General features: G+C 70.7%; 23 protein-coding genes. 8 read left to right on the forward strand and 15 right to left on the reverse strand.

Translation table 11 applies throughout. The annotated features are described in order from the left end of the window. Nucleotides 1-216: 216 nt before the first annotated feature. Nucleotides 217-1,143, reverse strand: coding sequence for an esterase/lipase family protein (locus tag AC4BGC_RS11205; RefSeq protein ID WP_490555789.1), 927 nt, complete (start codon nucleotides 1,141-1,143; stop codon nucleotides 217-219). Nucleotides 1,144-1,211: 68 nt separating this feature from the next. After that, entirely contained in the window at nucleotides 1,212-2,141 is a 930-nt protein-coding gene (locus AC4BGC_RS11210) for an SDR family NAD(P)-dependent oxidoreductase (protein ID WP_490555790.1), read from the reverse strand. A 42-nt stretch (nucleotides 2,142-2,183) separates the two neighbouring features. Between AC4BGC_RS11210 and AC4BGC_RS11215 the strand changes: the two genes are divergently transcribed. After that, nucleotides 2,184-2,336: a hypothetical protein gene (locus AC4BGC_RS11215; protein WP_490555792.1), complete on the forward strand. Its 153-nt coding sequence runs from the start codon at nucleotides 2,184-2,186 to the stop codon at nucleotides 2,334-2,336. A 9-nt stretch (nucleotides 2,337-2,345) separates the two neighbouring features. Here AC4BGC_RS11215 and AC4BGC_RS11220 read toward each other — a convergent pair whose 3' ends face one another. Together AC4BGC_RS11220 and AC4BGC_RS11225 are read right to left on the reverse strand one after the other, a co-directional pair. Next, a complete protein-coding gene (locus tag AC4BGC_RS11220) occupies nucleotides 2,346-7,211 on the reverse strand; it encodes an NAD-glutamate dehydrogenase (protein WP_490555793.1) in 4,866 nt (1,621 codons plus the stop codon). Nucleotides 7,212-7,294: 83 nt separating this feature from the next. Then, entirely contained in the window at nucleotides 7,295-8,122 is an 828-nt protein-coding gene (locus AC4BGC_RS11225) for a tryptophan 2,3-dioxygenase family protein (protein WP_490555795.1), read from the reverse strand. A gap of 59 nt (nucleotides 8,123-8,181) precedes the next feature. Between AC4BGC_RS11225 and AC4BGC_RS11230 the strand changes: the two genes are divergently transcribed. Both AC4BGC_RS11230 and AC4BGC_RS11235 read left to right on the forward strand, forming a co-directional pair. Then, nucleotides 8,182-8,667, forward strand: coding sequence for a DUF2505 domain-containing protein (locus AC4BGC_RS11230; RefSeq protein WP_490548401.1), 486 nt, complete (start codon nucleotides 8,182-8,184; stop codon nucleotides 8,665-8,667). Then, nucleotides 8,664-9,149 carry a DUF2505 domain-containing protein gene (locus AC4BGC_RS11235; RefSeq protein ID WP_490555796.1) on the forward strand — a complete coding sequence of 162 codons (486 nt, stop codon included), beginning with the start codon at nucleotides 8,664-8,666 and terminating at the stop codon, nucleotides 9,147-9,149. Before AC4BGC_RS11230 ends, AC4BGC_RS11235 begins: the two co-directional genes overlap by 4 nt. Nucleotides 9,150-9,228: 79 nt before the next feature. Here AC4BGC_RS11235 and AC4BGC_RS11240 read toward each other — a convergent pair whose 3' ends face one another. The 5 genes from AC4BGC_RS11240 to AC4BGC_RS11260 form a co-directional block, all read right to left on the reverse strand. Continuing rightward, nucleotides 9,229-9,768: a DinB family protein gene (locus tag AC4BGC_RS11240; protein ID WP_490555797.1), complete on the reverse strand. Its 540-nt coding sequence runs from the start codon at nucleotides 9,766-9,768 to the stop codon at nucleotides 9,229-9,231. A 79-nt stretch (nucleotides 9,769-9,847) separates the two neighbouring features. After that, the gene (locus tag AC4BGC_RS11245) at nucleotides 9,848-10,099 is read right to left on the reverse strand and encodes a hypothetical protein (RefSeq protein ID WP_490555798.1); all 252 of its coding nucleotides are present in this window, start codon (nucleotides 10,097-10,099) and stop codon (nucleotides 9,848-9,850) included. A 3-nt stretch (nucleotides 10,100-10,102) separates the two neighbouring features. Next, a complete protein-coding gene (pruA, locus tag AC4BGC_RS11250) occupies nucleotides 10,103-11,731 on the reverse strand; it encodes an L-glutamate gamma-semialdehyde dehydrogenase (protein WP_490548397.1) in 1,629 nt (542 codons plus the stop codon). Nucleotides 11,732-11,821: 90 nt separating this feature from the next. Beyond that, complete coding sequence (locus AC4BGC_RS11255) at nucleotides 11,822-12,250, reverse strand: DUF6912 family protein (protein ID WP_490555800.1); 429 nt, start codon at nucleotides 12,248-12,250, stop codon at nucleotides 11,822-11,824. Further along, a complete protein-coding gene (locus AC4BGC_RS11260) occupies nucleotides 12,247-13,686 on the reverse strand; it encodes a WS/DGAT/MGAT family O-acyltransferase (RefSeq protein ID WP_490548395.1) in 1,440 nt (479 codons plus the stop codon). Before AC4BGC_RS11260 ends, AC4BGC_RS11255 begins: the two co-directional genes overlap by 4 nt. Nucleotides 13,687-13,823: 137 nt before the next feature. Here AC4BGC_RS11260 and AC4BGC_RS11265 point away from each other — a divergent pair, with 137 nt between their 5' ends. Both AC4BGC_RS11265 and AC4BGC_RS11270 read left to right on the forward strand, forming a co-directional pair. After that, on the forward strand, nucleotides 13,824-14,267 hold the full coding sequence (locus AC4BGC_RS11265) for a hypothetical protein (RefSeq protein WP_490555801.1): 444 nt from the start codon (nucleotides 13,824-13,826) through the stop codon (nucleotides 14,265-14,267). 5 nt (nucleotides 14,268-14,272) lie between these two features. Beyond that, the gene (locus AC4BGC_RS11270) at nucleotides 14,273-15,634 is read left to right on the forward strand and encodes a hypothetical protein (protein WP_490555803.1); all 1,362 of its coding nucleotides are present in this window, start codon (nucleotides 14,273-14,275) and stop codon (nucleotides 15,632-15,634) included. Here the strand turns inward: AC4BGC_RS11270 and AC4BGC_RS11275 are convergent. Both AC4BGC_RS11275 and AC4BGC_RS11280 read right to left on the reverse strand, forming a co-directional pair. Next, on the reverse strand, nucleotides 15,610-16,803 hold the full coding sequence (locus tag AC4BGC_RS11275) for a CpaE/TadZ family protein (protein ID WP_490555804.1): 1,194 nt from the start codon (nucleotides 16,801-16,803) through the stop codon (nucleotides 15,610-15,612). The two genes, AC4BGC_RS11270 and AC4BGC_RS11275, sit on opposite strands and share 25 nt — an antisense overlap. Nucleotides 16,804-16,807: 4 nt before the next feature. Then, complete coding sequence (locus tag AC4BGC_RS11280; RefSeq protein ID WP_490555806.1) at nucleotides 16,808-17,473, reverse strand: hypothetical protein; 666 nt, start codon at nucleotides 17,471-17,473, stop codon at nucleotides 16,808-16,810. A gap of 89 nt (nucleotides 17,474-17,562) precedes the next feature. On the opposite strand from AC4BGC_RS11280, the gene AC4BGC_RS11285 reads away from it, so the two are divergent. Further along, entirely contained in the window at nucleotides 17,563-17,805 is a 243-nt protein-coding gene (locus AC4BGC_RS11285; RefSeq protein ID WP_490555807.1) for a helix-turn-helix domain-containing protein, read from the forward strand. Nucleotides 17,806-17,812: 7 nt separating this feature from the next. On the opposite strand, the gene AC4BGC_RS11290 is transcribed toward AC4BGC_RS11285, so the two are convergent. Further along, nucleotides 17,813-18,358, reverse strand: coding sequence for a hypothetical protein (locus tag AC4BGC_RS11290; RefSeq protein WP_490548389.1), 546 nt, complete (start codon nucleotides 18,356-18,358; stop codon nucleotides 17,813-17,815). Between the two features lie 113 nt (nucleotides 18,359-18,471). Here AC4BGC_RS11290 and AC4BGC_RS11295 point away from each other — a divergent pair, with 113 nt between their 5' ends. Together AC4BGC_RS11295 and AC4BGC_RS11300 are read left to right on the forward strand one after the other, a co-directional pair. After that, nucleotides 18,472-19,068, forward strand: a complete 597-nt coding sequence (locus tag AC4BGC_RS11295) for a LysM peptidoglycan-binding domain-containing protein (RefSeq protein ID WP_490555808.1) — start codon at nucleotides 18,472-18,474, stop codon at nucleotides 19,066-19,068. Nucleotides 19,069-19,070: 2 nt separating this feature from the next. After that, nucleotides 19,071-19,541, forward strand: coding sequence for an Rv3235 family protein (locus AC4BGC_RS11300; protein ID WP_490548387.1), 471 nt, complete (start codon nucleotides 19,071-19,073; stop codon nucleotides 19,539-19,541). A gap of 30 nt (nucleotides 19,542-19,571) precedes the next feature. On the opposite strand, the gene AC4BGC_RS11305 is transcribed toward AC4BGC_RS11300, so the two are convergent. From AC4BGC_RS11305 to secA, 3 genes are read right to left on the reverse strand one after another with little or no spacing between them, the layout of a single operon-like run. Next, on the reverse strand, nucleotides 19,572-19,922 hold the full coding sequence (locus AC4BGC_RS11305) for a hypothetical protein (RefSeq protein ID WP_490555810.1): 351 nt from the start codon (nucleotides 19,920-19,922) through the stop codon (nucleotides 19,572-19,574). A 40-nt stretch (nucleotides 19,923-19,962) separates the two neighbouring features. After that, entirely contained in the window at nucleotides 19,963-20,418 is a 456-nt protein-coding gene (locus AC4BGC_RS11310; protein WP_490555812.1) for an NUDIX domain-containing protein, read from the reverse strand. A gap of 25 nt (nucleotides 20,419-20,443) precedes the next feature. After that, a complete protein-coding gene (gene secA, locus AC4BGC_RS11315; protein WP_490555813.1) occupies nucleotides 20,444-23,287 on the reverse strand; it encodes a preprotein translocase subunit SecA in 2,844 nt (947 codons plus the stop codon). Between the last annotated feature and the right edge of the window lie 36 nt (nucleotides 23,288-23,323).

A 23,323-nucleotide genomic window follows, 5' to 3' on the forward strand; every position in this document is an offset into this window, starting at 1 on the left:
GACTGACTGGTCTCACACGTCGATGCAGCACGCCCGTGAGCAGGCGGACCCCCGACTCACGGCGGTCCGGGCCGATCCCTCAGCATCACTATTGGATCGAACCTGTGTTCGATTCTACAGGCGAAGGAATGGATCCGCAAGAGGGCGGATCCAACTGGCTGTGGCAGGCGAACCCATGTGAGGGACCTGGGCCGAACTCCCCCGGAGGCGAGCGGGTCAGGTCCCGGGAAGCGTTCCGAGGCCGGTCACCGCGCGACACCTGACAGGCCGAGCGCCGGCCGGATCGAGAGTGTTCAACACGATGCGTGCGGCATTGGGCGACGCCGCCAGCTGACCGTGCTCGGAGCCGTCCTGCGGACAGACGTCCTGCAGCACGATGTTTCTCATTCCCGGCTCGAGGCCTGACGAGTACGGCACCACCAGTTCGTCGTAGACGGTGACGATGTTGGTGTAGCGGACCCCACTGGCCTTGACGCCGCCCGCACGCATCTTCGTGATGAAGTCGGTTCCGGGCGGGAACTGGCCGCACGCTTGGCACAACGGCGTCGCGTCCTCACGACCGTAGAGCGCCGCGAAGACCTTCGCGGGCTGCGCCACGTTCGTGCCGTGCCACAGCGGTGCAAGCGAGATGTAGTGGTGCACCGAAGACGCCCCACCGAGGAACTTCACGTAGTAGTTCGGCATCAACGTGCCTTGCGAGTGGCCGATCAGATCGACCTTCTCGGCACCAGTCGCCCGCTTGACGCGACCGACGAAGTCTTTCAGCTGCGCTGCGCCGTCCTCCATCGGCCGCAAGCCACCTATGTAGTCGCCGCCGGGGTAGGCAGCGTTGGAGCCGTAGTCCAACGCGAAGACGCAATAGCCCTCGTTCGCAAGAAGCGGCGCGTAGGTCTGCCAGTTCTCGTTGCTGTTCGCGAAGGTGCCGTGGACCAGCACCACCGGCCGTGGATGCCGCTTCGTCGGCGAGCAGGACCAGTCGTTGGCCCCCGGCAGATCACGGGTGATGCCACCCTGGAGGGCGGAGACCAGGAAGTCGTACGGCACGGGGTGGTCGTCCTGCGCCGCCTGGGCCGGGGACGTGAACGGGATGAGGACACTGATCGCGGCCACCAGCGCGAGCCCAAGGGTCGCAACACGTCGCATGGGTGATCTCCTAGGTCGCAGGACCTGACCAACGAGGTGGTCCGCTGCGGGTTACGGCCGCACCCCCTCTACAACGCCACGCTCCCCTGCTCCACGTGCGCCCGGGCCGCGGCCGAGTCCGGCATCCGCGCGGCCATCGTGGCCATCACGGCGTCCATCGCGCGCGGCGCCAGCAGGTTGAGCACCTCGCCGATGCGGCCGACCGCGGTGGAGACGGTGAGCGGCCGGTCCTCCAGCGCGCGTACGACGAGCAGCGCGGCCTCCTCCGGGGTCTTCGCCGGAGCCTTCCGGTAGGCATCGGTCGCCTCGATCATGTCGGTGCGCACCAGGTCAAGCCGCAGGTTGGTGAACGTGACGTTGTCGAAGAAGGTCTCCCGGCCCGCGATCCGGGCGAAGGTGTCCAGCGCCGACTTCGAGGCGATGTAGGCCGAGAACTTCGGTGCCTTCAGCTGGACGCCCCAGGTCACGATGTTGACGACGTGTCCGAACCGACGCTCCCGCATCGTCGGCAGCAGCCCCAGGGTCAGGCGGACCGGTCCGAAGTAGTTGATTGCCATCGTGCGCTCGAAGTCGTGCATCCGGTCGTAGGAGAACTCCAGCGACCGCCGGATCGAGCGGCCGGCGTTGTTCACCAGCATGTCCACGTGCCCGTGCCGGTCGAGCACGTCACGCACCAGGGCGTCGGTGGCCTCGGCGTCGGTGAGGTCGCAGACGTGGCCGTACGCCGCCCCGCCGGCCTCCTCGATCTCCCGGACCACCCGGTCCAGCTCGCCCTGCCGACGGGCCACGCACAGCACCACCGCCCCACGAGCCGCGACCGCCTTCGCCGTGGCCTCCCCGATCCCCGAGGAGGCACCGGTGACCAGCACGACGCGACCGGTCATTGGACTCGGCAGCGGCGCACCGGCCAGCCGCGCGGCGGGTGCCACCAGGTGCCGGCGCACGAGCGCCACCGGCGTGGTGAGCAGGGTGATCGCGGCGTCCACGGGGCCAGTCATGGGCGCAGGCTATCTGCGTGTGCCCGGCGCACCCGGCGCCAGGTGCTGCTCCCGCGCTCACGATCCGGACACCTCGGCGAGGACGTGCGGCAGTCGATCGCCCGGATCAAGGCCTCGCCGTTCATCCCGAAGAAGGACTCCGTGCGCGGGTTCGTCTTCGACGTGGGCACCGGGCTGCTCGACGAGGTCGACTGACCCGGCGCACTACAGCAGTCCCCGCACCACCCGCAGCGCCACGGAGAGCCGCGCGAGGTCGGTGTCCTCCTCCGAGCAGATCTCCTGCAGCGTCCGCACGGCCCGCTCGGTGTCCTTCTCCGGCGGGACGTGGCCGGCGAGCTCCTGGGCGACGAGCTGGGCGTGCACGGCGTGCAAGTCGTCGCGCAGCGCCGCGCGGGCCATCGTCTGCCAGCGGTCCTGGCGCGGAAGGGCGAGGATGCGCGAGACCAGCAGCGGCAGGCCGAGCCGCTCGCCGACCTCGAAGTGCACCCGCGCGACCTCCATCGGGTCGAGGTCGTCGCGCGTGGCGGTCTCCACCACGCTCAGCAGCATGTACGCCGGCTGGCACACCGCCACGTGCACGGCCAGCTCCAACGGCACTCCACGCGCCACGAGGTCGTCGCGCCTGGACTCGAACGCCTCGAGCTCGCGCCCTGTCATCAGCAGCGGCAGCTCGGCCATCACCTTCTCCACCACGACCTCGAACGCGTCCACCAGCGACTCGGCGTCGCCGGAGGCGCGGCGGCTGTTCAGCAGCCAGCGCGAGGCCCGCTCGACCAGCGTGCGGATCTCCAGCCGCATCCGCGTCTGCACCGACGCGTCGAGCCGGTTGTCGAAGGAGGCCACCTGGCGCTGCAGGCGCGCGGCCCCGAAGATCTCCCGCGCCGCGAAGAACGCCCGGGTCAGCTCGGCAGTCGTCGAGGACGTCTCCCCGGAGAGCCGGTGGAAGTAGGTGATCCCGGCGTTGTTGACCAGCTGGTTGACCACCTGCGTGGCCACGACCTCGCGGCGCAGCGGGTGCTTCTCCATCGGGCCGCGGTAGCCCTGCCGCATCTTCGCCGGGAAGTAGGAGAACAGCTCCCCCCGGAAGAACGGGTCGTCGGGGAGGTCGCTGTCGATCAGGTCCTCGGCGAGCACGATCTTGGTGTAGGCGAGCAGCACGGCGAGCTCGGGTGCGGTCAGTCCCTCCTTGGCCTCGAGCCGGCGGGCCACCTCGCTGCGGGTCGGCAGCGCCTCGAGCTCGCGGTTGAGCAGGTTGGCGCGCTCGAGCGTGCGCATCCAGTCCTCGTGCACGTGCAGCAGGGCCGGCGCCTGCGAGGACGCGTTGGCCAGTGCCAGGTTCTGCTGGTAGTTGTCGGCCAGCACGAGGTCGGCCACCTCGTGGGTCATCGAGGCCAGCAGCTCGTTGCGCTGCTTGCGGGTCAGGTCACCGTCGGTGACCACCCGGTCGAGCAGGATCTTGATGTTGACCTCGTGGTCGGAGGTGTCCACACCGGCCGAGTTGTCGATGAAGTCGGTGTTGATCCGGCCACCGCGGGCGGCGTACTCGATCCGGCCGCGCTGGGTGAACCCGAGGTTGCCGCCCTCCCCCACGCACCGGGCGCGCAGGTCGCCGCCGTCGACGCGGATCGCGTCGTTTGACTTGTCGCCGGCCTCCGCATGGCTCTCGCGGGCGCTCTTCACGTAGGTCCCGATGCCGCCGTTCCACAGCAGGTCCACCGGTGCCACCAGGATCGCGCGCATCAGCTCCGCCGGGGTGAGCTTGCGGGCCTCGACCCCCAGCGCTGCCTGCACCTCGGCGCTGAGCGGGATCGACTTGGCGCTGCGCGACCACACGCCGCCTCCCTCGGAGATCAGCGAGCGGTCGTAGTCCTGCCACGAGGAGCGCGGCAGGTCGAAGAGCCGCTTGCGTTCGGCGTACGACGTGGCCGCGTCCGGGTTCGGGTCCAGGAAGATGTCGCGGTGGTCGAAGGCTGCCACCAGGCGAGTCCGCTCGGAGCACAGCATCCCGTTGCCGAACACGTCACCGCTCATGTCACCGATGCCCGCGGCGGTGAAGTCCTCGTTCTGGCAGTCGATGCCCATCTCGCGGAAGTGCCGTCGCACCGAGACCCAGGCGCCCCGGGCGGTGATCCCCATCGCCTTGTGGTCGTAGCCGACCGAGCCCCCGGAGGCGAACGCGTCCCCGAGCCAGAACCCGTAGTCGGTCGCGATCTGGTTGGCGATGTCGCTGAAGGTCGCGGTGCCCTTGTCGGCCGCGACCACCAGGTAGGGGTCGTCGCCGTCGTGGCGGACCACGCGCGCCGGCGGGACGACCACGCTGCCCTGCGGCCCGTCGACACGGTTGTCGGTGAGGTCGAGCAGGCCGGAGATGAACGAGGTGTAGCAAGCGACCCCCTCGCGCATCCAGGCGTCGCGGTCGGACGGGTCGGGCAGCTGCTTGCAGAAGAAGCCGCCCTTGGCCCCCACCGGCACGATCACGGTGTTCTTCACCATCTGCGCCTTGACCAGCCCGAGCACCTCGGTCCGGAAGTCGTCGCGTCGGTCCGACCAGCGCAGCCCACCACGGGCCACCGCCCCGAAGCGCAGGTGCACCCCCTCCACCCGGGGCGAACAGACGAAGATCTCGAACCGGGGACGCGGCTCGGGGAGCTCGGGCATGGCGGCCGGGTCGAACTTCAGCGCGAGCCGGTCCAGGGGCCGGCCGTCCGCGTCGGTCTGGAAGAAGTTGGTGCGCAGCGTGGCCTTGATGCTGGTCAGGTAGGACCGCAGGATCCGGTCCTGGTCCAGGCTGGTCACGTCGTCGAGCGCGCGCAGCACCCGCGACTCGAGGTCCGCGCACATCGCCGTACGGCTCTCGCTGTCGGCCCTCAGCTGGCCGTTGGCGTCCCCGTTCGCGTCCCCGGTCCCGCCCCGGCCCCGGTCCGCAGCCGGCGACCCGGGGTCGAAGCGCGCCTCGAAGAGCCGGACCAGGTAGCGGGTGATCGCGACGTTGTTGCGCAGGGCGTCCTCGATGTAGTCCTGCGCGAACGGGGTGCCGCCCTGGCGCATGTACTTCGCGTAGGCCCGCAGCACGCTCGCCTGCCGCCAGGTGAGCCCGGCAGCCAGGACCAGGGCGTTGAACCCGTCGCTCTCGTTCGCGCCGTCCCACACCGCGGTCACGGTGTCCTGGAACAGCTCGCGCGCGTGGTCGGGCAACGCCTCCGGGTAGCGCAGCCCGAAGTCGTAGATGTAGGACTCCCGGTCCAGGCCCTCGAGCTGGTAGGGCCGTTCGTCGACCACCTCGACGCCGGTGGTGGACAGGATCGGCAGCACCTCGGAGAGCGAGAGCGCGGGACCGATCCGGTAGACCTTCAACCGCGCCTGTCCGGGCGCGGCGCTGACGTCCTCGTAGAGCGAGAGCGCGAACCCCACCTCGCCCTCGATCTCCTCGAGGCGGCCGAGGTCGACGGCACCGCTCTGCGGCGGGTAGTCCTCCTTGTAGGCCTCCGGGAACGAGGTGGCGTAGTTCCGGGCGAGCCGGCTGCCCTGCTCCTCGCCGTACTCCGTGACCACGGCGCTGGTGAAGTCGTCGCGCCAGGACCGGGCCGCCTCCGCGAGCCGCCGCTCGAGGTCGGGCACGTCGGCGTCACCGATCTGCTCACCGACCGGTGGGCGTACGACGAAGTGCAGCCGCGCGGCGAAGGACTCCCCGACGTGCGCGGTGTACTCGACGTTCTCCCCGCCGAGCTGCTGCTTGAGGATCGCAGCGATGCGCTCGCGGACGCTGGTGTTGTAGCGGTCCTTGGGCAGGTAGACCAGGCAGGACAGGAAGCGGTCGTAGATGTCGCGGCGCACGAACAGCTTCAGCTGGCGGCGCTCGCGGGTGTACATCACCTGCGACGCGATCGGCACCAGGTCCTCGACCGGGGTCTGGAAGAGCTCGTCGCGGGGGTAGGTCTCCAGCACGTCCATCAAGGACTTGCCTGCGTGGGACATCGGGTCGAGGCCGAGGGTCTCGATGACCGCCTCGGCCTTCTCGCGCAGCACCGGGATCCGGGACACGGACTCGGTGTAGGCCGCCGAGGAGAACAGCCCCAGGAACCGGCGCTCCCCGATCACCTCGCCGTCGCTGTCGAACTTCTTCACCCCGACGTAGTCGAGGTAGGCGGGCCGGTGCACGGTCGCCTTGGAGTTGGCCTTGGCCAGGACCAGCAGCTGCTTGTCCCGTGCGCGCGCGGCCACCGCCTCGGGCAGCAGCCTCGGCGCCGAGGGGTCGGCACGCAGGATGCCGAAGCCGGTGCCCGGGACCGCGACCAGCCGCTCCCCCGCCCCGTCGCCGGGCTCCGCGGTCGCCTCCAGCGCGTACTCGCGGTAGCCCAGGAAGGTGAAGTGGTCGTCACCGAGCCAGCGCAGCAGCTCGATGCCCAGTTCGATCTCCTCGGCCGGGAGCGGGGGCGGGTCCTGCTCGAGCTGGTCGACGATCTTGTCCACCTGGGCGTGCATCCGCTGCCAGTCCTCGACGGCATCGCGCACGTCGCCCAGCACCTTGGTCAGCTTCTCGGTGATCGGGCCGGTCTGCTCGTCGGGGATGCGGTCGATCTCCAGGTGCATCCACGACTCGCGGCCCACGTCGTGCGCATCGGTCGCGGCGTGCTCGTCGAGCACCTCGTGGAGCCGGCCGGTCACGTCTCGGCGTACGACGAACTGGGGGTGGATGACCAGGTGGATCGCGAGCTGCTCGGCGTTCAGCGCCATCGAGACCGAGTCGACCAGGAACGGCATGTCGTCGGTGACCACCTGCACGACGGTGTGCCCGCGGGCCGACCAGCCGTTGACCGCGGGGCTGGGGGTGAACACCCGCACGCTCGCCGTGCCCTGCGGCCGATCCTCGGCCAGGCGCAGCTGCGCCATCACCGCGCCGTAGAGGTCACCCGGTGCGCGTTCCACCAGGTCCTCGGGGGCCACGTGGCGGTAGAACGCACGGAGCACGCCGGGCAGGTCGTCAGCCACCTCGGGGGTGGCCGGCCTCGAGTCCGCGTAGGCACACAGGCTCGAGAGCAGCTCGGACTTGCCTTCTTCAAGCGCCGTCACCTCCTCGACGTTATGCCCGCGGAGGTCGCGCGACAACGTGGCTCGCTCGGGCGAGCCCTGAGAATCGCTCGCGAGCCCGTCGTTCACAGCACCGAGCGCAGCTCCCACAGCAGGGGGTAGTACTTCAGGTCCAGCCGGCTGCGCAGGTACGTCGAGCCGCTCGACCCGCCCGTGCCGGTCTTGGAGCCGATCATCCGCTCCACCATCACCACGTGCCGGGCGCGCCACGCGGCCGCCAGCTCGTCGTGCTGGAGCAGCGCCTCGGCCAGTCCCCAGATGTCGGAGTACGCCGACCGCTGCCGCGCGACCTCGCGCAGGGACGAGGTGATCGCCTCGTCGCTGGAGATGTCGAGCCCGGCCTCCCCGAGCACGTGCACCAGGCCGTCCCACAGGGTCGGCTCCTCGAGTCTCCGGGCGAGCCGGTCCTGCTCTGCCTCGGTGAGACCGCGGAACCGGTCGACGTACCCCTCGTCCTTGGCGCCGGAGAGGAACTCCAGCTCGCGGAACTGCACCGACTGGAACCCGCTCGCCGGGGCCAGCTGCTGGCGGAACGCGAGGAAGTCCTGCGGTGTCATCGTCTCCAGCACGTCGACCTGCTGCACCAGCACCCGCTCGATCACGTGCATGCGGCCCAGGAGGTGCCGGGCGAACCACAGGTCGCGGCCCTCGCTCACGGCATCGGTGGAGACGAGCGCGTCCCGCACGGTCTCCGCCTCGTGCAGGAGCTGCTTGAACCACAGCTCGTAGACCTGGTGGATCGTGATGAACAGCAGCTCGTCGTGCGCCGGCGGATCCGACTCGAGGTGCTGCGCGTCCAGCAGCTGCGGCAGCCGGAGGTAGCTGCCGTAGGTCAGCTGGCGTGACTCCCGGGCCGCCTCCTCGCCGAAGGACACGAAGTTCTCTTCTTCCATGGGGCCAACCTATGCGCGCCCCCGACGCCTCGGCCCGCCGGATGCACCATGATGCGGGCATGCACCTTCGACACGAGATCGCCTACGACGCGCCCCTGGCCGACGTCTTCGCGATGCTCTCCGACCCTGCCTTCCGCCAGGCCTCCGCGGACGCCATGGGCGTGCTCTCCGCCGACGTCACGATCACGCCCAGCGGCGAGGGGATGCTGGTGGTCGTCGACCAGGTGCAGCCCACCGAGGGCGTGCCCGGGTTCGCGAAGAAGTTCGCCGGCGCCACCACCCGCGCCGTACAGACCGAGCAGTGGGACTCCCCCGCCGGTGGCACGATCACGATCGAGACCCCCGGCAAGCCGACCTCGATCTCCGGCACGCTCAGCCTCACCGAGTCCGGTGGCCGCACCACCGAGGTCCTCGACGTCGAGGTCAAGGTGAAGGTGCCGCTGCTCGGCGGCAAGCTCGAGGCGTTGATGGGCGACCTGGTCGCGAACGGCATGGACAAGGAGCACGCGGCCGGAGTCGCGTGGCTTGAGAGGACACAGGCATGAAGAAGGTCTCCGAGGAGCTCAGGTACGACGGCGCCAGCCTCGAGCAGGTGCACCGGATGCTCGCCGACCCCGCCTTCCGCGAGGAGGTCTGCGACCGCCAGCACGTGCTGCGGCACACGGTCCAGATCGAGAGCGACGGCAAGGGCATGACCGTCAAGATCGACCAGGTCCAGGCCGCCGACGGGATTCCGAGCTTCGCCAGGAAGTTCGTCGGCGACGAGATCAACATCGTCCAGACCGAGGACTGGACCGCCCCGGCCAAGGGCAACATCCACGTCTCCATCCCCGGCAAGCCCGGCGAGATGAGCGGCACCGCGATGCTCACCGAGGACCCCGCCGGCACCACCGAGACGGTCAATCTCACCGTGAAGGTGAACATCCCCCTGATCGGCGGCAAGATCGAGGGTCTGGTCGCGGGCCTCCTGAGCCGCGCGCTCCGCGCCGAGCACGAGGTCGGCGTCGACTGGCTGTCCCGCCCCTAGCCCGCCGACCGGGCAAGAACGTCACGCTGTAGTTCGCTGACCGGGCACAAACGTCACGCTCAATCGCGCCGAGCGGGCACTAAGCGCCCACCTTGCCGTCGACGGACTCCCGCAGGAGGTCGGCGTGGCCGTTGTGCCGCGCGTACTCCTCGATCATGTGCACCAGGACCCAGCGCAGGCTGTACCGCTGGTTTCGCCGGCTGCGGCTGGTCCGCACCGAGAGTGCGTCGAGCCCATCGGGCCCGGCCAGCGCCTCTCCCAGGATCGTCTCTGAGACAACGATCGACTCGTCCAGCAGCGCACGCAGCTCGTCCGGGGTGTGGTCGGTCGCCGTGTGCCAGTCCCAATCCGGGTCGGCCTTCCAGTCCGCCGACGCCCAGGGCTCCGGCTCGGGGTTCCCGGCGAAGACCTGGTTGAGCCACCAGTCCTCGACGTAGGCCATGTGCTTGAGCAGACCGCCGAGGGTCATCGCCGACGGGGCCAGGCGCTGGTCGAGCTGGTCCGCGTCGAGACCGTCGGTCTTCCATCGCAGGGTGTCCCGGTGGTGGTCGAGGAAGCCCCTGAGTACCTCGGCCTCGCCGCCCGCCAGTGGCGCCTGGGCGCGTCGCATCTGGGTCATGGGCCGACCCTAGTCAGAAGGCGCGACACATCTGCCCGCTCGGCGAGCTACAGCGCGACGTTTGTGCCCGCTCGGCGAGCTACAGCGTGCCGTTTGTGCCCGGTCGGCGGGTCTGGTCGTCGCCAGCCTCCGACGTGCCAGCCTCCGACGTGCCAGTCCCCTCCGCCTCGGCCGCGCGTTCGCGGGCGTCGCGGCGGCGACTGAGCCAGATGGTCAGGCCGAGGAGCAGGAAGGGGCCGAAGGCGAGGGCCAGGGTCAGGGCCTGCTCGACAGGGTGCAGCGGACCCAGGTGCTGCGGTAGGGAGTACAGGGCCGTCTCGAGTGGTGTCACGGATCAGCCCATGTGTGGGTAACGGTGGTCCTTGGGCGGCGCGAACGTCTCCTTGATCGAGCGCGCCGAGACCCACCTCGTCAGGTTGCCGGGAGCCCCGGCCTTGTCGTTGGTCCCCGAGGCGCGGGCACCACCGAAGGGCTGCTGGCCGACCACGGCCCCGGTGGGCTTGTCGTTGATGTAGAAGTTGCCGGCCGCGAACCGCAGCCGGTTCATCGTCCACGCGATCGCCTCGCGGTCCTGGGCGATGACCGCACCGGTCAGTGCGTACGGCGCGAACGACTCCATCTGGTCGACCACCGTCTCGAAGCGGTCGTCGTCGTAGACGTGCACGGCGAGGATCGGGCCGAAGTACTCCTCGCTGAAGACCGCGTCCGTCGGGTCGCTCGACTCCACGATCGTGGGCCGCACGAAGTAGCCCACCGAGTCGTCGACCTGCCCGCCGGCGAGGATGTCCAGCTTCTGGGAGCGCTTGGCTCGCGCAATCGCCTTCTTGTGCTTGGCGAACGCCCGGTCGTCGATCACCGCGCCCATGAAGTTGGACAGGTCGGTGACGTTGCCCATCGTGAGGTTCTCGGTCTCCGCGACCAGCTGGTCCTTGAGCTTCTTCCACACCGACCGCGGCACGTAGGCACGCGAGGCGGCCGAGCACTTCTGCCCCTGGTACTCGAACGCGCCGCGGATCATCGCCACCCGGAGCACGTCCACGTCGGCCGAGGGGTGCGCGACGATGAAGTCCTTGCCGCCGGTCTCGCCCACGATCCGCGGGTAGGCGCGGTAGCCGGTCAGGTTCTCCCCCACCGTCGCCCACAGCTTCTGGAACGTGGGCGTGGACCCGGTGAAGTGGATGCCGGCGAGGTCACGGTGGTTGAGCACCACCTCGGAGACCTCGAGACCGTCCCCGGGGAGCATGTTGATCACGCCCGGCGGCAGCCCGGCCTCCTCGAGCAGCTCCATGGTCAGGTGCGCGGCGAGCTGCTGGGTCGGTGAGGGCTTCCAGATGACCGTGTTGCCCATCAGCGCCGGGGCCGTGGGCAGGTTGCCGGCGATCGCGGTGAAGTTGAACGGCGTGATCGCGTAGACGAACCCCTCCAGCGGCCGGTGGTCGGTGCGGTTCCACACCCCGGGGCTGTTCGCGATCGGCTGCTCGGCCAGGATTCCGCGGGCGTAGTGGACGTTGAACCGCCAGAAGTCGATCAGCTCGCAGGCCGCGTCGATCTCGGCCTGCCACACCGTCTTGGACTGCCCGAGCATGGTGGCGGCGTTGAGCCGCGCCCGCCACGGGCCGGCCAGCAGGTCGGCGGCCTTGAGGATGATCGCGGCCCGGTCGTCGAAGGACATCGCCTGCCAGGCGGGGGCTGCCTCGCTGGCGGCCCTCACCGCGGCCTGGGCGTCACGCTTCGTGGAGTTCTTCAGTACGCCGAGCACGCTCGCGTGGTCGTGCGGCTGGACGACCTGGATCTCCGCGCCGCCGCCCAGCTGCTTGCGACCGCCGATGGTCGCGGTGAGGTCGACCGGGCTGGCGGCCAGGTGCGCGAGCTCCGCCTCGACGGCGACCCGCTCGGGGCTCCCGGGGGCGTAGTTCAGGTTCGCCTCGTTGACCGGAGCGGGGGGCGTGGTGATCGCATCCATGCTCGCGATGTTCTCAGACACCGCCGAGCGCGACCAACCCGAGCGCCGGGACCGTCCACACCGTGGCAGGCCGGCCCGTGGCACCCGGGCCTACTCGATCAGCTCGGGGATCTCCTGAACGCCGAACCAGCCGAGGTCGCCGAGCTCGTCGCCGGCGGTGGGGTCGATGTCCTCGGTGTCGGCGTGCACGGCCGCCACCACCCGCAGGGAGATGGCCGAGTCGGCCGTGACCGCCGTGGACTCGGGGTCCTCCACGACGCCGGGGACCTCGGCGACGAGCACGACCCGGCGCGGCCGCTCCTCCTCGTCCTCACCGGCGGCAGCAAGCGCGGCGGCCGCGTCGTCGGCGGCGGCCATCAGGGCGGCGTACGCCAGCTCCTCCTCGTCCGCCTCGGGCCACTCGGCGCGCAGCCACTGCGTCACGGCGTGGGCGTGCACCGGCGAGGGTCCGATCCCGCCGTGCTCACTGATCCGCTCGAGGGTGCGCAGGGTCGCGGGCACGTAGATGCGAACACTCACGGCTTGCCGGGATTCTTGCGCCCGCGCGGGGCGCGGACGCGGCTCTCGCTGGCGCTGTCGACCAGCTCGTCGAGGGCCTCGCGCACGCACAGCCCCAGCACGTCGACGTCCGGGAGGGCGTCGCGGTCGGCGCTGATCCCGTAGTAGACGGCGCCGTCGTAGGAGGTCACTCCCACCGAGAGCGAGAACCCCGGGAACAGCGGCGGCACCGGGTAGGTCTCCACCATCTCGGCACCGGCGAGGAACATCGGGAACTGGGGGCCGGGGACGTTGGTGATCACCAGGTTCACGCTCCCGCGGGCCTCCTTGAAGGCCACCCGCGAACCCAGCGAGTGGAACGTGGTGGGCGCGAACCCGGCGACGCCGGCGATCCGGTCGGCCGCGACGGCCCGACCGGTCTCGCTGTGGGCGCGCAGCGCGTAGGAGACCTGGTGCAGGCGTACGACGGGCGAGCCCTCGCCGATCGGCAGGTCGACGAGGTGCCCGACGACCTGGGACCCCAGCGACGTCGGCTCGAGCTCCTCGTCGATCACGCTCATCGGCACCAGCGCCCGGAGCCTGCGCCCCGCAGGGACCGACTCGGACCTGGTCATCAGCCACGCCCGGACGGCCCCGGACAGTGTTGCCAGGATCACGTCGTTGACGGTGCCGCCGTGGACCCGGCGGATCTTGCGGTAGTCCTTGAGCGAGGTGCGCACGCACACCAGCCGGCGCTGGGCGGACGGCTCGATGTTGAACAGCGAGTCGATCGCGGGCCGCCGACGTGACAGCGACCCCGCCACCGAGCCGGCCCTGGCGGCGACACCAGAGAACGTGCGGCCCACTGCCTCGGCGTTGCTGCGCATCGTGGCCACGGCGACGAGCGGGTCGCGCGCCGACTCGACCAGGGCGCTGAGCGCCAGGCTGGTGGGAGTGGGCTCGTCCTCGGGCCGCCAGTCGTCGAGGACCAGCTGTCGTGGCCCCGGGTCGACGTCGAGCAGCACCTGGCCGAGGTCGACGGTCGAGATGCCGTCGACGAGGATCTGGTGGGACTTGGAGAGCAGCGCGACCCGGCCGCCCTCGAGCCCCTCGATGAAGTACATCTCCCACAGCGGGCGGTCCGGGTCCAGGCGACGCGACATGATCCGCGCGGTGAGCTCGCGCAGCTGGTCCAGCGTGCCCGGGCGCGGCAGCGCGGAGCGCCGTACGTGGTAGGCGAGGTCGAAGTCCTCGTCGTCGACCCAGACGGGGTTGGCGAGGCGCCCGGGGACCCGGCGGATGCGCTGGCGGTAGCGCGGGACGAACGCGATCCGGTCGTCGATGTGGGTCAGCAGGGCCGAGTAGTCGAAGCCCGAGTCACCCGGGTCGAAGATCTCCAGGGTGGCGTTGTGCATCGGCGTGTGCGGAGTCTCCTCCGCCAGCAGGGCGAGATCGCTCGCGCGGAGCCGCTCGCGCATTCACCCACCTCCATCCGGAGAACCTGTGACAGTGCTCATGATCACGCGACCCCGTACCCCGGAACCGTTGGGCCACATGGGATTCTGGCAGAGCGCAGGACCGGACCGAACGCCCGTACCACCAGATGGAGGAATATATGCCACTCCCATTTCGCACCGGCGCGGTCGCGGTGACCGCAGTCCTCGGGCTCCTGGTAGCCGGATGCGGGAGCGACGATTCGGGTTCGGCCGAGCAGCCGAAGTCCTCCGAGGCGCCGACCAGCGCGCCGAGCGAGACCCCCACCGCCACGGAGCCCACCCAGGAGCCCGCGAAGCCGAAGGGCACCACGATCGACATCACCTTCAAGGGTGGGAAGGTCACCCCTGACGGAGTCGTGAAGAAGGTGGAGGCAGGCAAGCCGTTCACCCTGCACGTGGTGGCTGACGAGGCCGGCGAGCTGCACGTGCACAGCTCCCCGGAGCAGGAGATCGCCTACCCCGCGGGCACCTCCGACCACGAGCTCACCATCGACAAGCCCGGAGTGGTCGAGGTGGAGTCCCACGACCTCCACCAGCTGGTCGTGCAGCTCCAGGTGCGCTGAGCCCCGTGACCGGCGAGGTGGTCGGCCTGGTGCCGGCCGTTATCCCGATGCACGGGCTGGGGGGCGCCAAGGACCTGCCCCTCCCCCTCGACCTGGCCGTCGCCGCAGCGATCGCCGCGCTGGTCGTCTCCTTCTGCGTCCTCGCCCTGGCCTGGCGCAAGCCCCGCTACGAGGACACCCGCCGCGGCCGCCCCACCCCGGCGGCGCTCGCCGGCGTGGTCGACAGCGCCTGGTTCGCCTGGACGCTCCGGGTCCTCGGCCTGGCGTTCTTCGGCTACGTCGCCTGGGCCTTGGTCTGGGGTCCCGACCTGGTCAACAACCCCGCGCTGGGCACCTTCTACGTGCTGGTGTGGGTGGGGCTGGTCCCCGCCTCGCTCCTCCTGGGCCCGGTGGTCCGCGCGTTCAGCCCGGTGCGCACCCTCAACCTGCTGCTCGCCAAGGTCACCGGAGGCGACCCCCGCGTCGGCCTGGTGACCTATCCGGCGAAGCTGGGCTACTGGCCCGCCGCGGCCGGCCTGTTCGCGTTCGTGTGGCAGGAGCTGGTCAACCCGCAGAGCGCCTACCTGGGCACGGTCCGGGTCTGGCTGGCCGGCTACCTCGCCCTGATGCTCATCGGTGCGGCCGTGTTCGGCGAGGAGTGGTTCGAGCGCGCCGATCCCTTCGAGGTCTACTCCAACCTGGTCGCGAAGCTCTCGGTGTGGGGCCGCGAGGACGGCCGGCTCGTCGTGCGCAGCCCCCTGGCCAACCTCGCGACGGTCGTCCCCCGCCCCGGCCTCGTCGCCGTGGTCGCGGTGCTGTTCGGCTCCACCGCCTTCGACAGCTACAAGGACACGATCCAGTGGCAGCGGTTCGTCCGCGACGTCGGGCTCGACTCGACGCTGGTCAACTCGGTCGCGATGCTGGTGTTCTGCCTGGTGGTCGCGCTCACGTTCTGCGTGGCGGCGATGTCCACCGGCGTCGACCGCACCGGCCCGCGCGCCGTAGGCCGCCGCGAGCTGCCCGGCCGGCTGGCGCACTCGGTGATCCCGATCATCGTGGGCTACATGACCGCGCACTACCTGACCTACCTGCTCGAGCAGGGCCAGGTCACCCTGATCCAGCTCAGCGACCCGCTCGTGCGCGGCGACAACCTGCTCGGCACGGCGGACCTGTCGGTGAACTACTGGCTCTCGTTCCACCCCACGTTGCTCGCCGTGATCAAGGTGCTCGCGGTGATCACGGGCCACGTGGTCGGCGTGATCGCCGCCCACGACAGGGCGATCGCGCTGCTCCCCGCGCGGCACCAGGTCACCGGGCAGATCGGCATGCTGATGGTGATGGTCTTCTACACCGCCACCGGGCTCTACCTGCTGATGGGCGGCTTGTGACCCGCCAGCACCGAGTCGTGCACCTTGGTCACGGCGCGACGCAGCGCTGAGTCACCCAGCTCGGTGAGGGCGCGACCGGCCACCAGCGCCCGGTCGGTCGTGGCGCGGTCCTCGGGCAGGAAGTGCACCCCCGCCGGGCGCACGTAGCCCTCGACCATGCCGGTGATGTCGCGCCGGCTCCACCCCAGCGAGTCCCGCATCCGGTTGACCACCACCGTGACCGGCGCATCGGTGCTGTCGCGCAGCTCCACCAGGGTGCGCGCCAGTCGGGCCAGCCCGGTGGGCTCGGCGGTGCCGACCGCCACCACGTGGTCCGCGGCGCCGACGGCGTCCAGGGTGAGCTGGTTGCGCGACACGTGACGCCCCAGGTCGGCCTCGTCCTCGAGGCTGAACCCGGTGTCGACCACCACGTCGCCGACCTCGCGCGCACTCTCCAGGACGGCGTCGAGCACCCCCGGTCGTGCCTCCACCCAGCGGTCGGGACGGGGCAGGCCGGTGAGCACCTCGAAGTGGTCACCCACCCGGCGCCGGCAGCGCGCGAAGGCAACGGCGTCCAGGGACCCGGCGTTGACCAGTCGGGCCGCCGCGAGCAGGCCCGAGACCTCGTCGAGGACCCCGAGGTGCTGCGCCACCGCCCCGCCGTGCGGATCCGCGTCCACCAGCACGGTGGGGTCGCCGCGGTGGGCGTGCTCAGCAGCCAGGCCGATCGCGAGCGTGGTGCGCCCCGGGGCGCCTGCAGGACCGTGTACGGCGACCAGCCGGCCGGACGCCTCGATGGGTTCCAGCCGGCCGTCGGCGGCCGGCTCGGGGTCGATCACCAGCTCGCGGGAGCCTGCCGTGGCCACCGCGTCGGGCAGCTGATCGAGGTCGGCCCGGGGAACCACTGCCACCACCCCGATCCGGCCGAGCCCGTCCGCGTCCCCACCGACGGCGACGCAGCGCACGTCGTCGCGCAGCAGGCGCATCACCGCGTCCGCGTCGAGACCGCCCAGGTCCCCGGAGACCACCGCGACGTCGGCCTCCCCCGTCGCGGCGCTGGCGAGGAGGTCGGTCAGGTCCACGCACCGCTTGAGCACCACGCTCGCGTCGTCGTCGCCGAGCAGGCCCAGCGCCGAGGCCTCCCAGGGCTCGCCCGCGGCGGCGAGGAGGACGGTGACCCGCTCGGCCACCGGTTCAGCCCTTCCGGGCGATGACGACGCGTCCTTCGGACATGCTTCCCAGCGCGGACCCGAGGGCCGAGCTGCGGGAGTCGGGAACACCGACGATCACCTGGCGCGTCGTCTGGGGCGCCAGGGACTCGGAGCTGCGGGGCACCGCCACCACGACCACGTCGGTGAGCACCGGGGTGGCCCGGGGCCGCTCCTCCCCGGCGGCCGGAGCCTTGGGCGCGACCCAGACGTCGATCACCGAGCCCTGCCTGACCGTCGCTGGGAGGTCGTCGGCGACGACGCTGATCGGCACCTCGACCAGGCCCGCGTCATCGGTCGCGGCGTACGCCGAGCGCGGCAGCAGCTCCCCGGCGGAGACCGGACGGTTCAGGGTCGTGCCCACGGGGACGTCGTCGTCACTGGAGAGGTAGCCGTCCGCGGTGGCCTCGTCCGGGAAGCGCACCTCGCGCCGCTCCAGGTCGCCCGCCTCCACGGCGGCTCCCGCGGGGAGGCTGCGGCTCAGCGCCCACACCCCGACGGTGTCGTCGGCTGCCGCGAGCAGCCGCGCACCCAGCACGACCGAGCCGGTGACGAGCACGATCCCGAGGACGAGCCGGGGGCTTCGCCAGCCCGGTGGACGGGGCCGCACCGCGCGTGGTGCCCCGGTCTCCTGCTGCGCCACCGTCGTCATCGCGTGTGCCCCTTCCTCGGTGGAGCCATCCACAGGCAACGTGTGTCGTCCGCTCGCAACCGCACGTGAACACTGGCACAGTGGGACACATGAGCGCGACCCCGAGGTTCTTGCAGCTTGCCGACGTGGCGGAGATCCTAAACACCTCGAGCGCACAGGTCTACGCACTCGTCCGCCGCAAGGAGCTGCGCGCCCTCAAGATCGGGGGGCGGGGTCAGTGGCGGGTCGAGGCCAGCGAGCTCGAGGCCTACATCGAGCGGGCGTACGCCGACGCCGACCGGTTCGTGGACGAGCACCCGTTCGTCGAGGGGTCAGCGCCCGCCAAGGACTGAGGTCCGCTCATTCGGTGCGCCCCTGGAGCGCAGCGACGGCCATCACCGGCACGACCTGCACGCTACGGCTCTCCCCCTCGCCCACGTGCAGCTCGAAGAAGTCCCTGCCCACGCGCCCGACCCGGCCCTGGGAGTGATGGGCGTCGGCGAAGTGCACCTGGCAGCTCTCGTTCACGCTCGACATCCGTCGGAGCACCGCGCGCAGGCTGAGCCGGTCCATCACGGTCCAGGTCTCCTCGCTGTCGGCTCGTGAGGACAGGCCGGAGAGGGTGGCGACCCCGTCGCGGCGCACGATCCACTCGGCGCTGTGGTCGACCAGGAGCAGCCAGTCCTCGCCGACCCTGGCCAGCCGCCCGGCCACCTGGGCACCGCCCACCAGGCGCATCCGCAGGTGCATCCCGACGGAGGCGTGCAGCCGGGCAGCCAGGGTGATCCGTGAGTACTCCGCGACGCTGAGGTCCGCGACCTCCGCGTCACGCTCCGCGAGCTGCAGGCCCGTGGCCTGCTGTTCGAGGTCCTCGAACACCGCGAACATCGACTCTTCCCAACCCATGCCACCTGTGGTGCCCCTTCCCCGTCGGAGCAAACCGGCTGTGGACAAGCGATTGACACTGGTCTACCGCAGGCCTTGACTGATGCAAACGCAAGCAAACGGAAGCATCGAGCATGAAACAGATCCTCTTGCCGCGAACCAGGGCTGCCGGGCTGCTCCTGCTGAGCCTCGTCGCGGTGCGGGGTGTGGCGGCGCTGACCGAGTCGCTGCGCCACGCCGCCCCCGACGGGTTCGACCACCTGCTGGCCGCTGGCGCCGCCTGGATGCTGTTCGGGGCAGCTGCGTGGGGTGCGCTGCTGTGCGCGGCCGCCACAGTCGAGGCTGCCTCCGCGGGCCGGTTGCGCGCCACCGCATGGGTGGCCTGTCCGCCGTCGTTGCGCCGGGCGCTGCTGGCCGGAGTAGGGATTGCGCTGGTCGCCGCCCCCGGGTCACCGGCTGCCGGCGCCGACCTGCGGCCCCCCGCCCGGCCCACGGGTGGCATCACGGAAGTCCGCGAGTGGGTGCTGGTCCGGCCGGGCGACGCGCTGTGGCGGATCGCGGAGCGTCGCCTCCCGGCTGACGCCCGTACGGCGGAGGTCGCCGCCCTCGTGGAGCGGGTCCACCACCGCAGCCGACACGTCATCGGACCCGACCCGGACCTGATCCGGCCAGGACAGCGACTGGTCGTCCCCGCAACCGCCCACGAGTCCAGCCGTCACCACCAGGAGTAGCCATGACCATGCCCGCCCACCGCTCCTCAGGCCCCCACCCCGTCCCGCTCGCCAGCGTGCAGGGCACCCTCGCGCTCGCCTACGACACCCCGGTTCGGCCCACCCGCGCCGCCGGCCTGCGGGTGCTCCCGGGGCAGCGTGCCGAGCTCGAGGCCTTCGCGCACCGGTTCGCGAGCGCGGTCGTGGAGGTCGTCGGCGGCGACCGGGGTCCGAGCCAACTGCTGCGGTGGACCACCGAGAGCGTCTACGCCGACCTGCAGCGGCGGGCGGCGCTGCTCGCCCGGACCACGCCCGGGGACCGGCGGATGCGCCGGCTGCGCAGCCAGGTGCGCAGCGTGCGCGTGTTCTGCCCGTCCGCCGGTGCCGCGGAGATCAGCATCCACGTCCGGCACGGCGAGCGCTCACGTGCCATCGCTGCCCGCATCGAGCACCTCGGCGGTCGCTGGTGCTGCACCGCGCTGGAGTTCGGGTGACTCGGGCTGACGATCCCGCAGCCGGGGACGTCAGCTGCGCTCGATCTCCCCGGCGGCGACCCACCGCTCCACGGTCGCCCAGCCGCCTGCCTCGCCCAGCCAGTTCACGCTGATCACGCGGCCCTCCCACTGCGTCGCGCCGCGTCGCCACTCCACCAGCAGGCTCGGTTCACCGTGCACGTGGCAGTGCCGGGCGGGACTCGGGGGACGCCCCGGGGAACGCTCAGCGGGACGCTCAGGCTCCGGCGGCACCGCCGCCGGAGCGGGGCGCAGGGTCCGGTTGCGGTCCGCGAGCGTGCCGTGGTCACTGGTGCCGTAGCCGCCGCGCATGGTCTTCCTGCCTCCATCGGTCGCGACCCCGGCTCCGAGCATACGGCGCACCGCGACGTGACCGTGACTCAGCCGCCGGTGCCGAGCAGGCTCAGTCGCCGGTGCGCAGCAGCGCGTGCAGCCAGGGCCAGTCCTCGGCCAGCACGGGGTGCAGCCGCAGGCCGGAGACCGCGTCCAGGTCGACCCAGGTGGTCCGGTCGGCCTCCCAGCTCGAGCCACCCGGCAGCTCCGGGTCCTCGGGCCGCGGCGTCTGCGCCAGGACGTAGGTGTAGCGCCACTCCGGGTGCTGGAGACCGGGCACGTCTCGCAGCACCGTGACGCCGCTCGCGTCGAGGCGGCTCTCCTCGTGGGCCTCGCGGAGGGCAGCCGTCGCCGGGTCCTCGCCGCGCTCGATCGCGCCGCCCATGAACGCCCAGGTGTTGCCCTGGTGGACCCGCGCCGAGCGGTGCTGCAGCACCACCCCGGTGCGACCGGGGTCGGTCAGCAGCAGCCCCGCCGCCCCGTAGCGTCCCCAGTGCTGACGACCGCAGGAACAACTGACGTACACCGCAGCGCCGTGCCTCTCCCCCGGCTCAGCCGGCCGGACGCGCGGTCAGGCCGGTCGGCCCGCCCGGAGCGCCGTGGCACTTCTTGTACTTCTTGCCCGACCCGCAGGGGCACTCCGCGTTGCGGCTGACCCCGGCGTAGGGGTTGTCCGCGTTCGTGACCGTGCCGGGCTCGGTGAAGACCTCGGCGTCGCCGTCCTCGCTCGGTGCCGTGTAGGTCAGGTTCTGCGGCGCCTTGGGCGTCTGCAGCCCCTTGGCCCTGATGCTCGGCACGTGGGCGTGGTCGTCGTGGACGTGGACGTGCTGCGCGGCCTCGAGGGTGTCGGTGACGGCGTTGGCCGCCACCAGCTCCTCCTCGTCCTCGTCGTCGTCCTCGTCGTCGTCGACCTGGACCTCGAGGTTGAACAGGAAGCCGACGGTCTCCTCGCGGATGCCTTCCTTCATGGCGTTGAACATGTCGAAGCCCTCGCGCTGGTACTCCACGAGCGGGTCCCGCTGGGAGTACGCCCGCAGGCCGATGCCCTCGCGCAGGTAGTCCATCTCGTAGAGGTGCTCGCGCCACTTGCGGTCCAGCACGGAGAGCATCACCTGGCGCTCGAGCTCGCGCATCACCTCCGAGCCCACCTCGGCCTCGCGGGCCTGGTAGGCCTTCTGCGCGTCGGCCTGCAGGTCGGCGACCAGGGTCTCGCGGTCCATGCCGTCGCGACCGCCGGCCTCACGCTCGAGGTCCTGGTAGCGCAGCGAGATCGGGTAGATGGACTTCATCGCCTCCCACAGCGCGTCGAGGTCCCACTCCTCGGGGAAGCTCTCGGTGGCCGCGGTGACGTAGGTGGCGATGGTGTCGTCGATCATCGTGACGACCTGGTCGTGCAGGTCGGCACCCTCGAGCACGGCCCGGCGCTCGCCGTAGATGACCTCGCGCTGACGGCTCATCACGTCGTCGTACTTGAGGACGTTCTTGCGGGAGTCGAAGTTCATCGCCTCGACCTGCGACTGCGCGGACTGGATCGACTTGGTCACCGACTTGTTCTCGATCGGGACGTCGTCGGGGACCTTGAGAGCGAGCAGCACGCGCTCGACCCAGTCGGACTTGAACAGCCGCATCAGGTCGTCGCCCAGCGAGAGGTAGAACCGGGACTCACCCGGGTCACCCTGACGCCCGGACCGTCCACGCAGCTGGTTGTCGATGCGGCGCGACTCGTGCCGCTCGGTGCCCAGCACGTAGAGCCCACCGGCCTCGGTGACCGCGTCGTGCTCGGCCTTCACCTGCGCGGTGATGCGCTCGAGGGTCTCGGGCCACGCCGCGTTGTACTCCTCGGCGTTCTCGACCGGGTCGAGCCCGCGGTCGCGCAGCTCCTGGTCGGCGAGGAACTCCGTCGAGCCACCCAGCATGATGTCGGTGCCTCGACCGGCCATGTTGGTGGCGACCGTGACGGCGCCCCGGTGACCGGCCATCGCGACGACCTTCGCCTCGTCGGCGTGCATCTTGGCGTTCAGCACCGAGTGCGGGACGCCCTTGCGCTTGAGCAGGCCGGAGAGGCGCTCGGACTTCTCCACCGAGGTGGTGCCCACCAGGACCGGCTGGCCCTTCTTGTGACGCTCGGCGATGTCCTCGACGACCGCGTCGAACTTCGCCTCCTCGGTCCGGTAGATCAGGTCCTTCTGGTCGATCCGGGCCATCGGCCTGTTGGTCGGGATCGGGACCACGCCGAGCTTGTAGATCTTGTCGAACTCCGAGGCCTCGGTCATCGCCGTACCGGTCATGCCGGAGAGCTTCTCGTAGAGGCGGAAGTAGTTCTGCAGGGTGATCGTGGCGAGGGTCTGGTACTCCTCGCGGACGGTCACGCCCTCCTTGGCCTCGATCGCCTGGTGGAGGCCGTCGTTGTAGCGGCGACCCGACAGGATGCGGCCGGTGTGCTCGTCGACGATGAGGACCTCGTCGTCGATGACGACGTACTCCTTGTCGTTTCGGAACAGCTCCTTGGCCTTGATCGAGTTGTTCAGGAACGAGATCAGCATGGTGTTCGCGGACTCGTAGAGGTTCTCGATGCCGAGGTAGTCCTCGACCTTGGTGATGCCCGGCTCGAGGATGGAGACGGTCCGCTTCTTCTCGTCGACCTCGTAGTCGACGTCCTTGGTCAGCTTGGTCGCGACCTTCGCGAACTCGGCGTACCACTCCACCTCGTCCTGGGTCGGGCCCGAGATGATCAGCGGCGTGCGCGCCTCGTCGATCAGGATCGAGTCGACCTCGTCGACGATGGCGAAGAACGGCGCGCGCTGGACACAGTCCTCCAGCGAGTTGGCCATGTTGTCGCGCAGGTAGTCGAACCCGAGCTCGTTGTTGGTGGCGTAGGTGATGTCGGCGTTGTAGGCGACGCGACGCTCAGCCGGACGCATGTCGGGCAGGATCACGTCGACGGTCAGGCCGAGGAACTGGTGCACCCGGCCCATCCACTCCGCGTGGTACTTGGCGAGGTAGTCGTTGACCGTGACCACGTGGACGCCCTTGCCGGCGAGCGCGTTCAGGTACGCCGGAAGGGTCGAGACCAGGGTCTTGCCCTCACCGGTCTTCATCTCGGCGATGTTGCCGAGGTGGAGCGCCGCGCCACCCATGATCTGCACGTCGAAGTGCCGCTGGCCGAGCACGCGCTTGGCGGCCTCGCGGACGGTGGCGAACGCCTCGGGCATGATGTCGTCGAGGGTCTCCCCCTTGGCGAGCCGGTCCTTGAACTCGTCGGTCATCGCGCGGAGCTCTTCGTCGGACATGGCCACGAAGTCGTCCTCGATGGCGTTGACCGCCTTGGCGATGGCCTCGAGCTGGCGCAGGATCTTGCCCTCGCCGATGCGCAGGACCTTGTCGATCAGCGACACGCGGATAACTCCTGGGGAACTTGGGGGTGGGACCTT

The organism is Nocardioides sp. Z38_18, assembly GCF_058215695.1.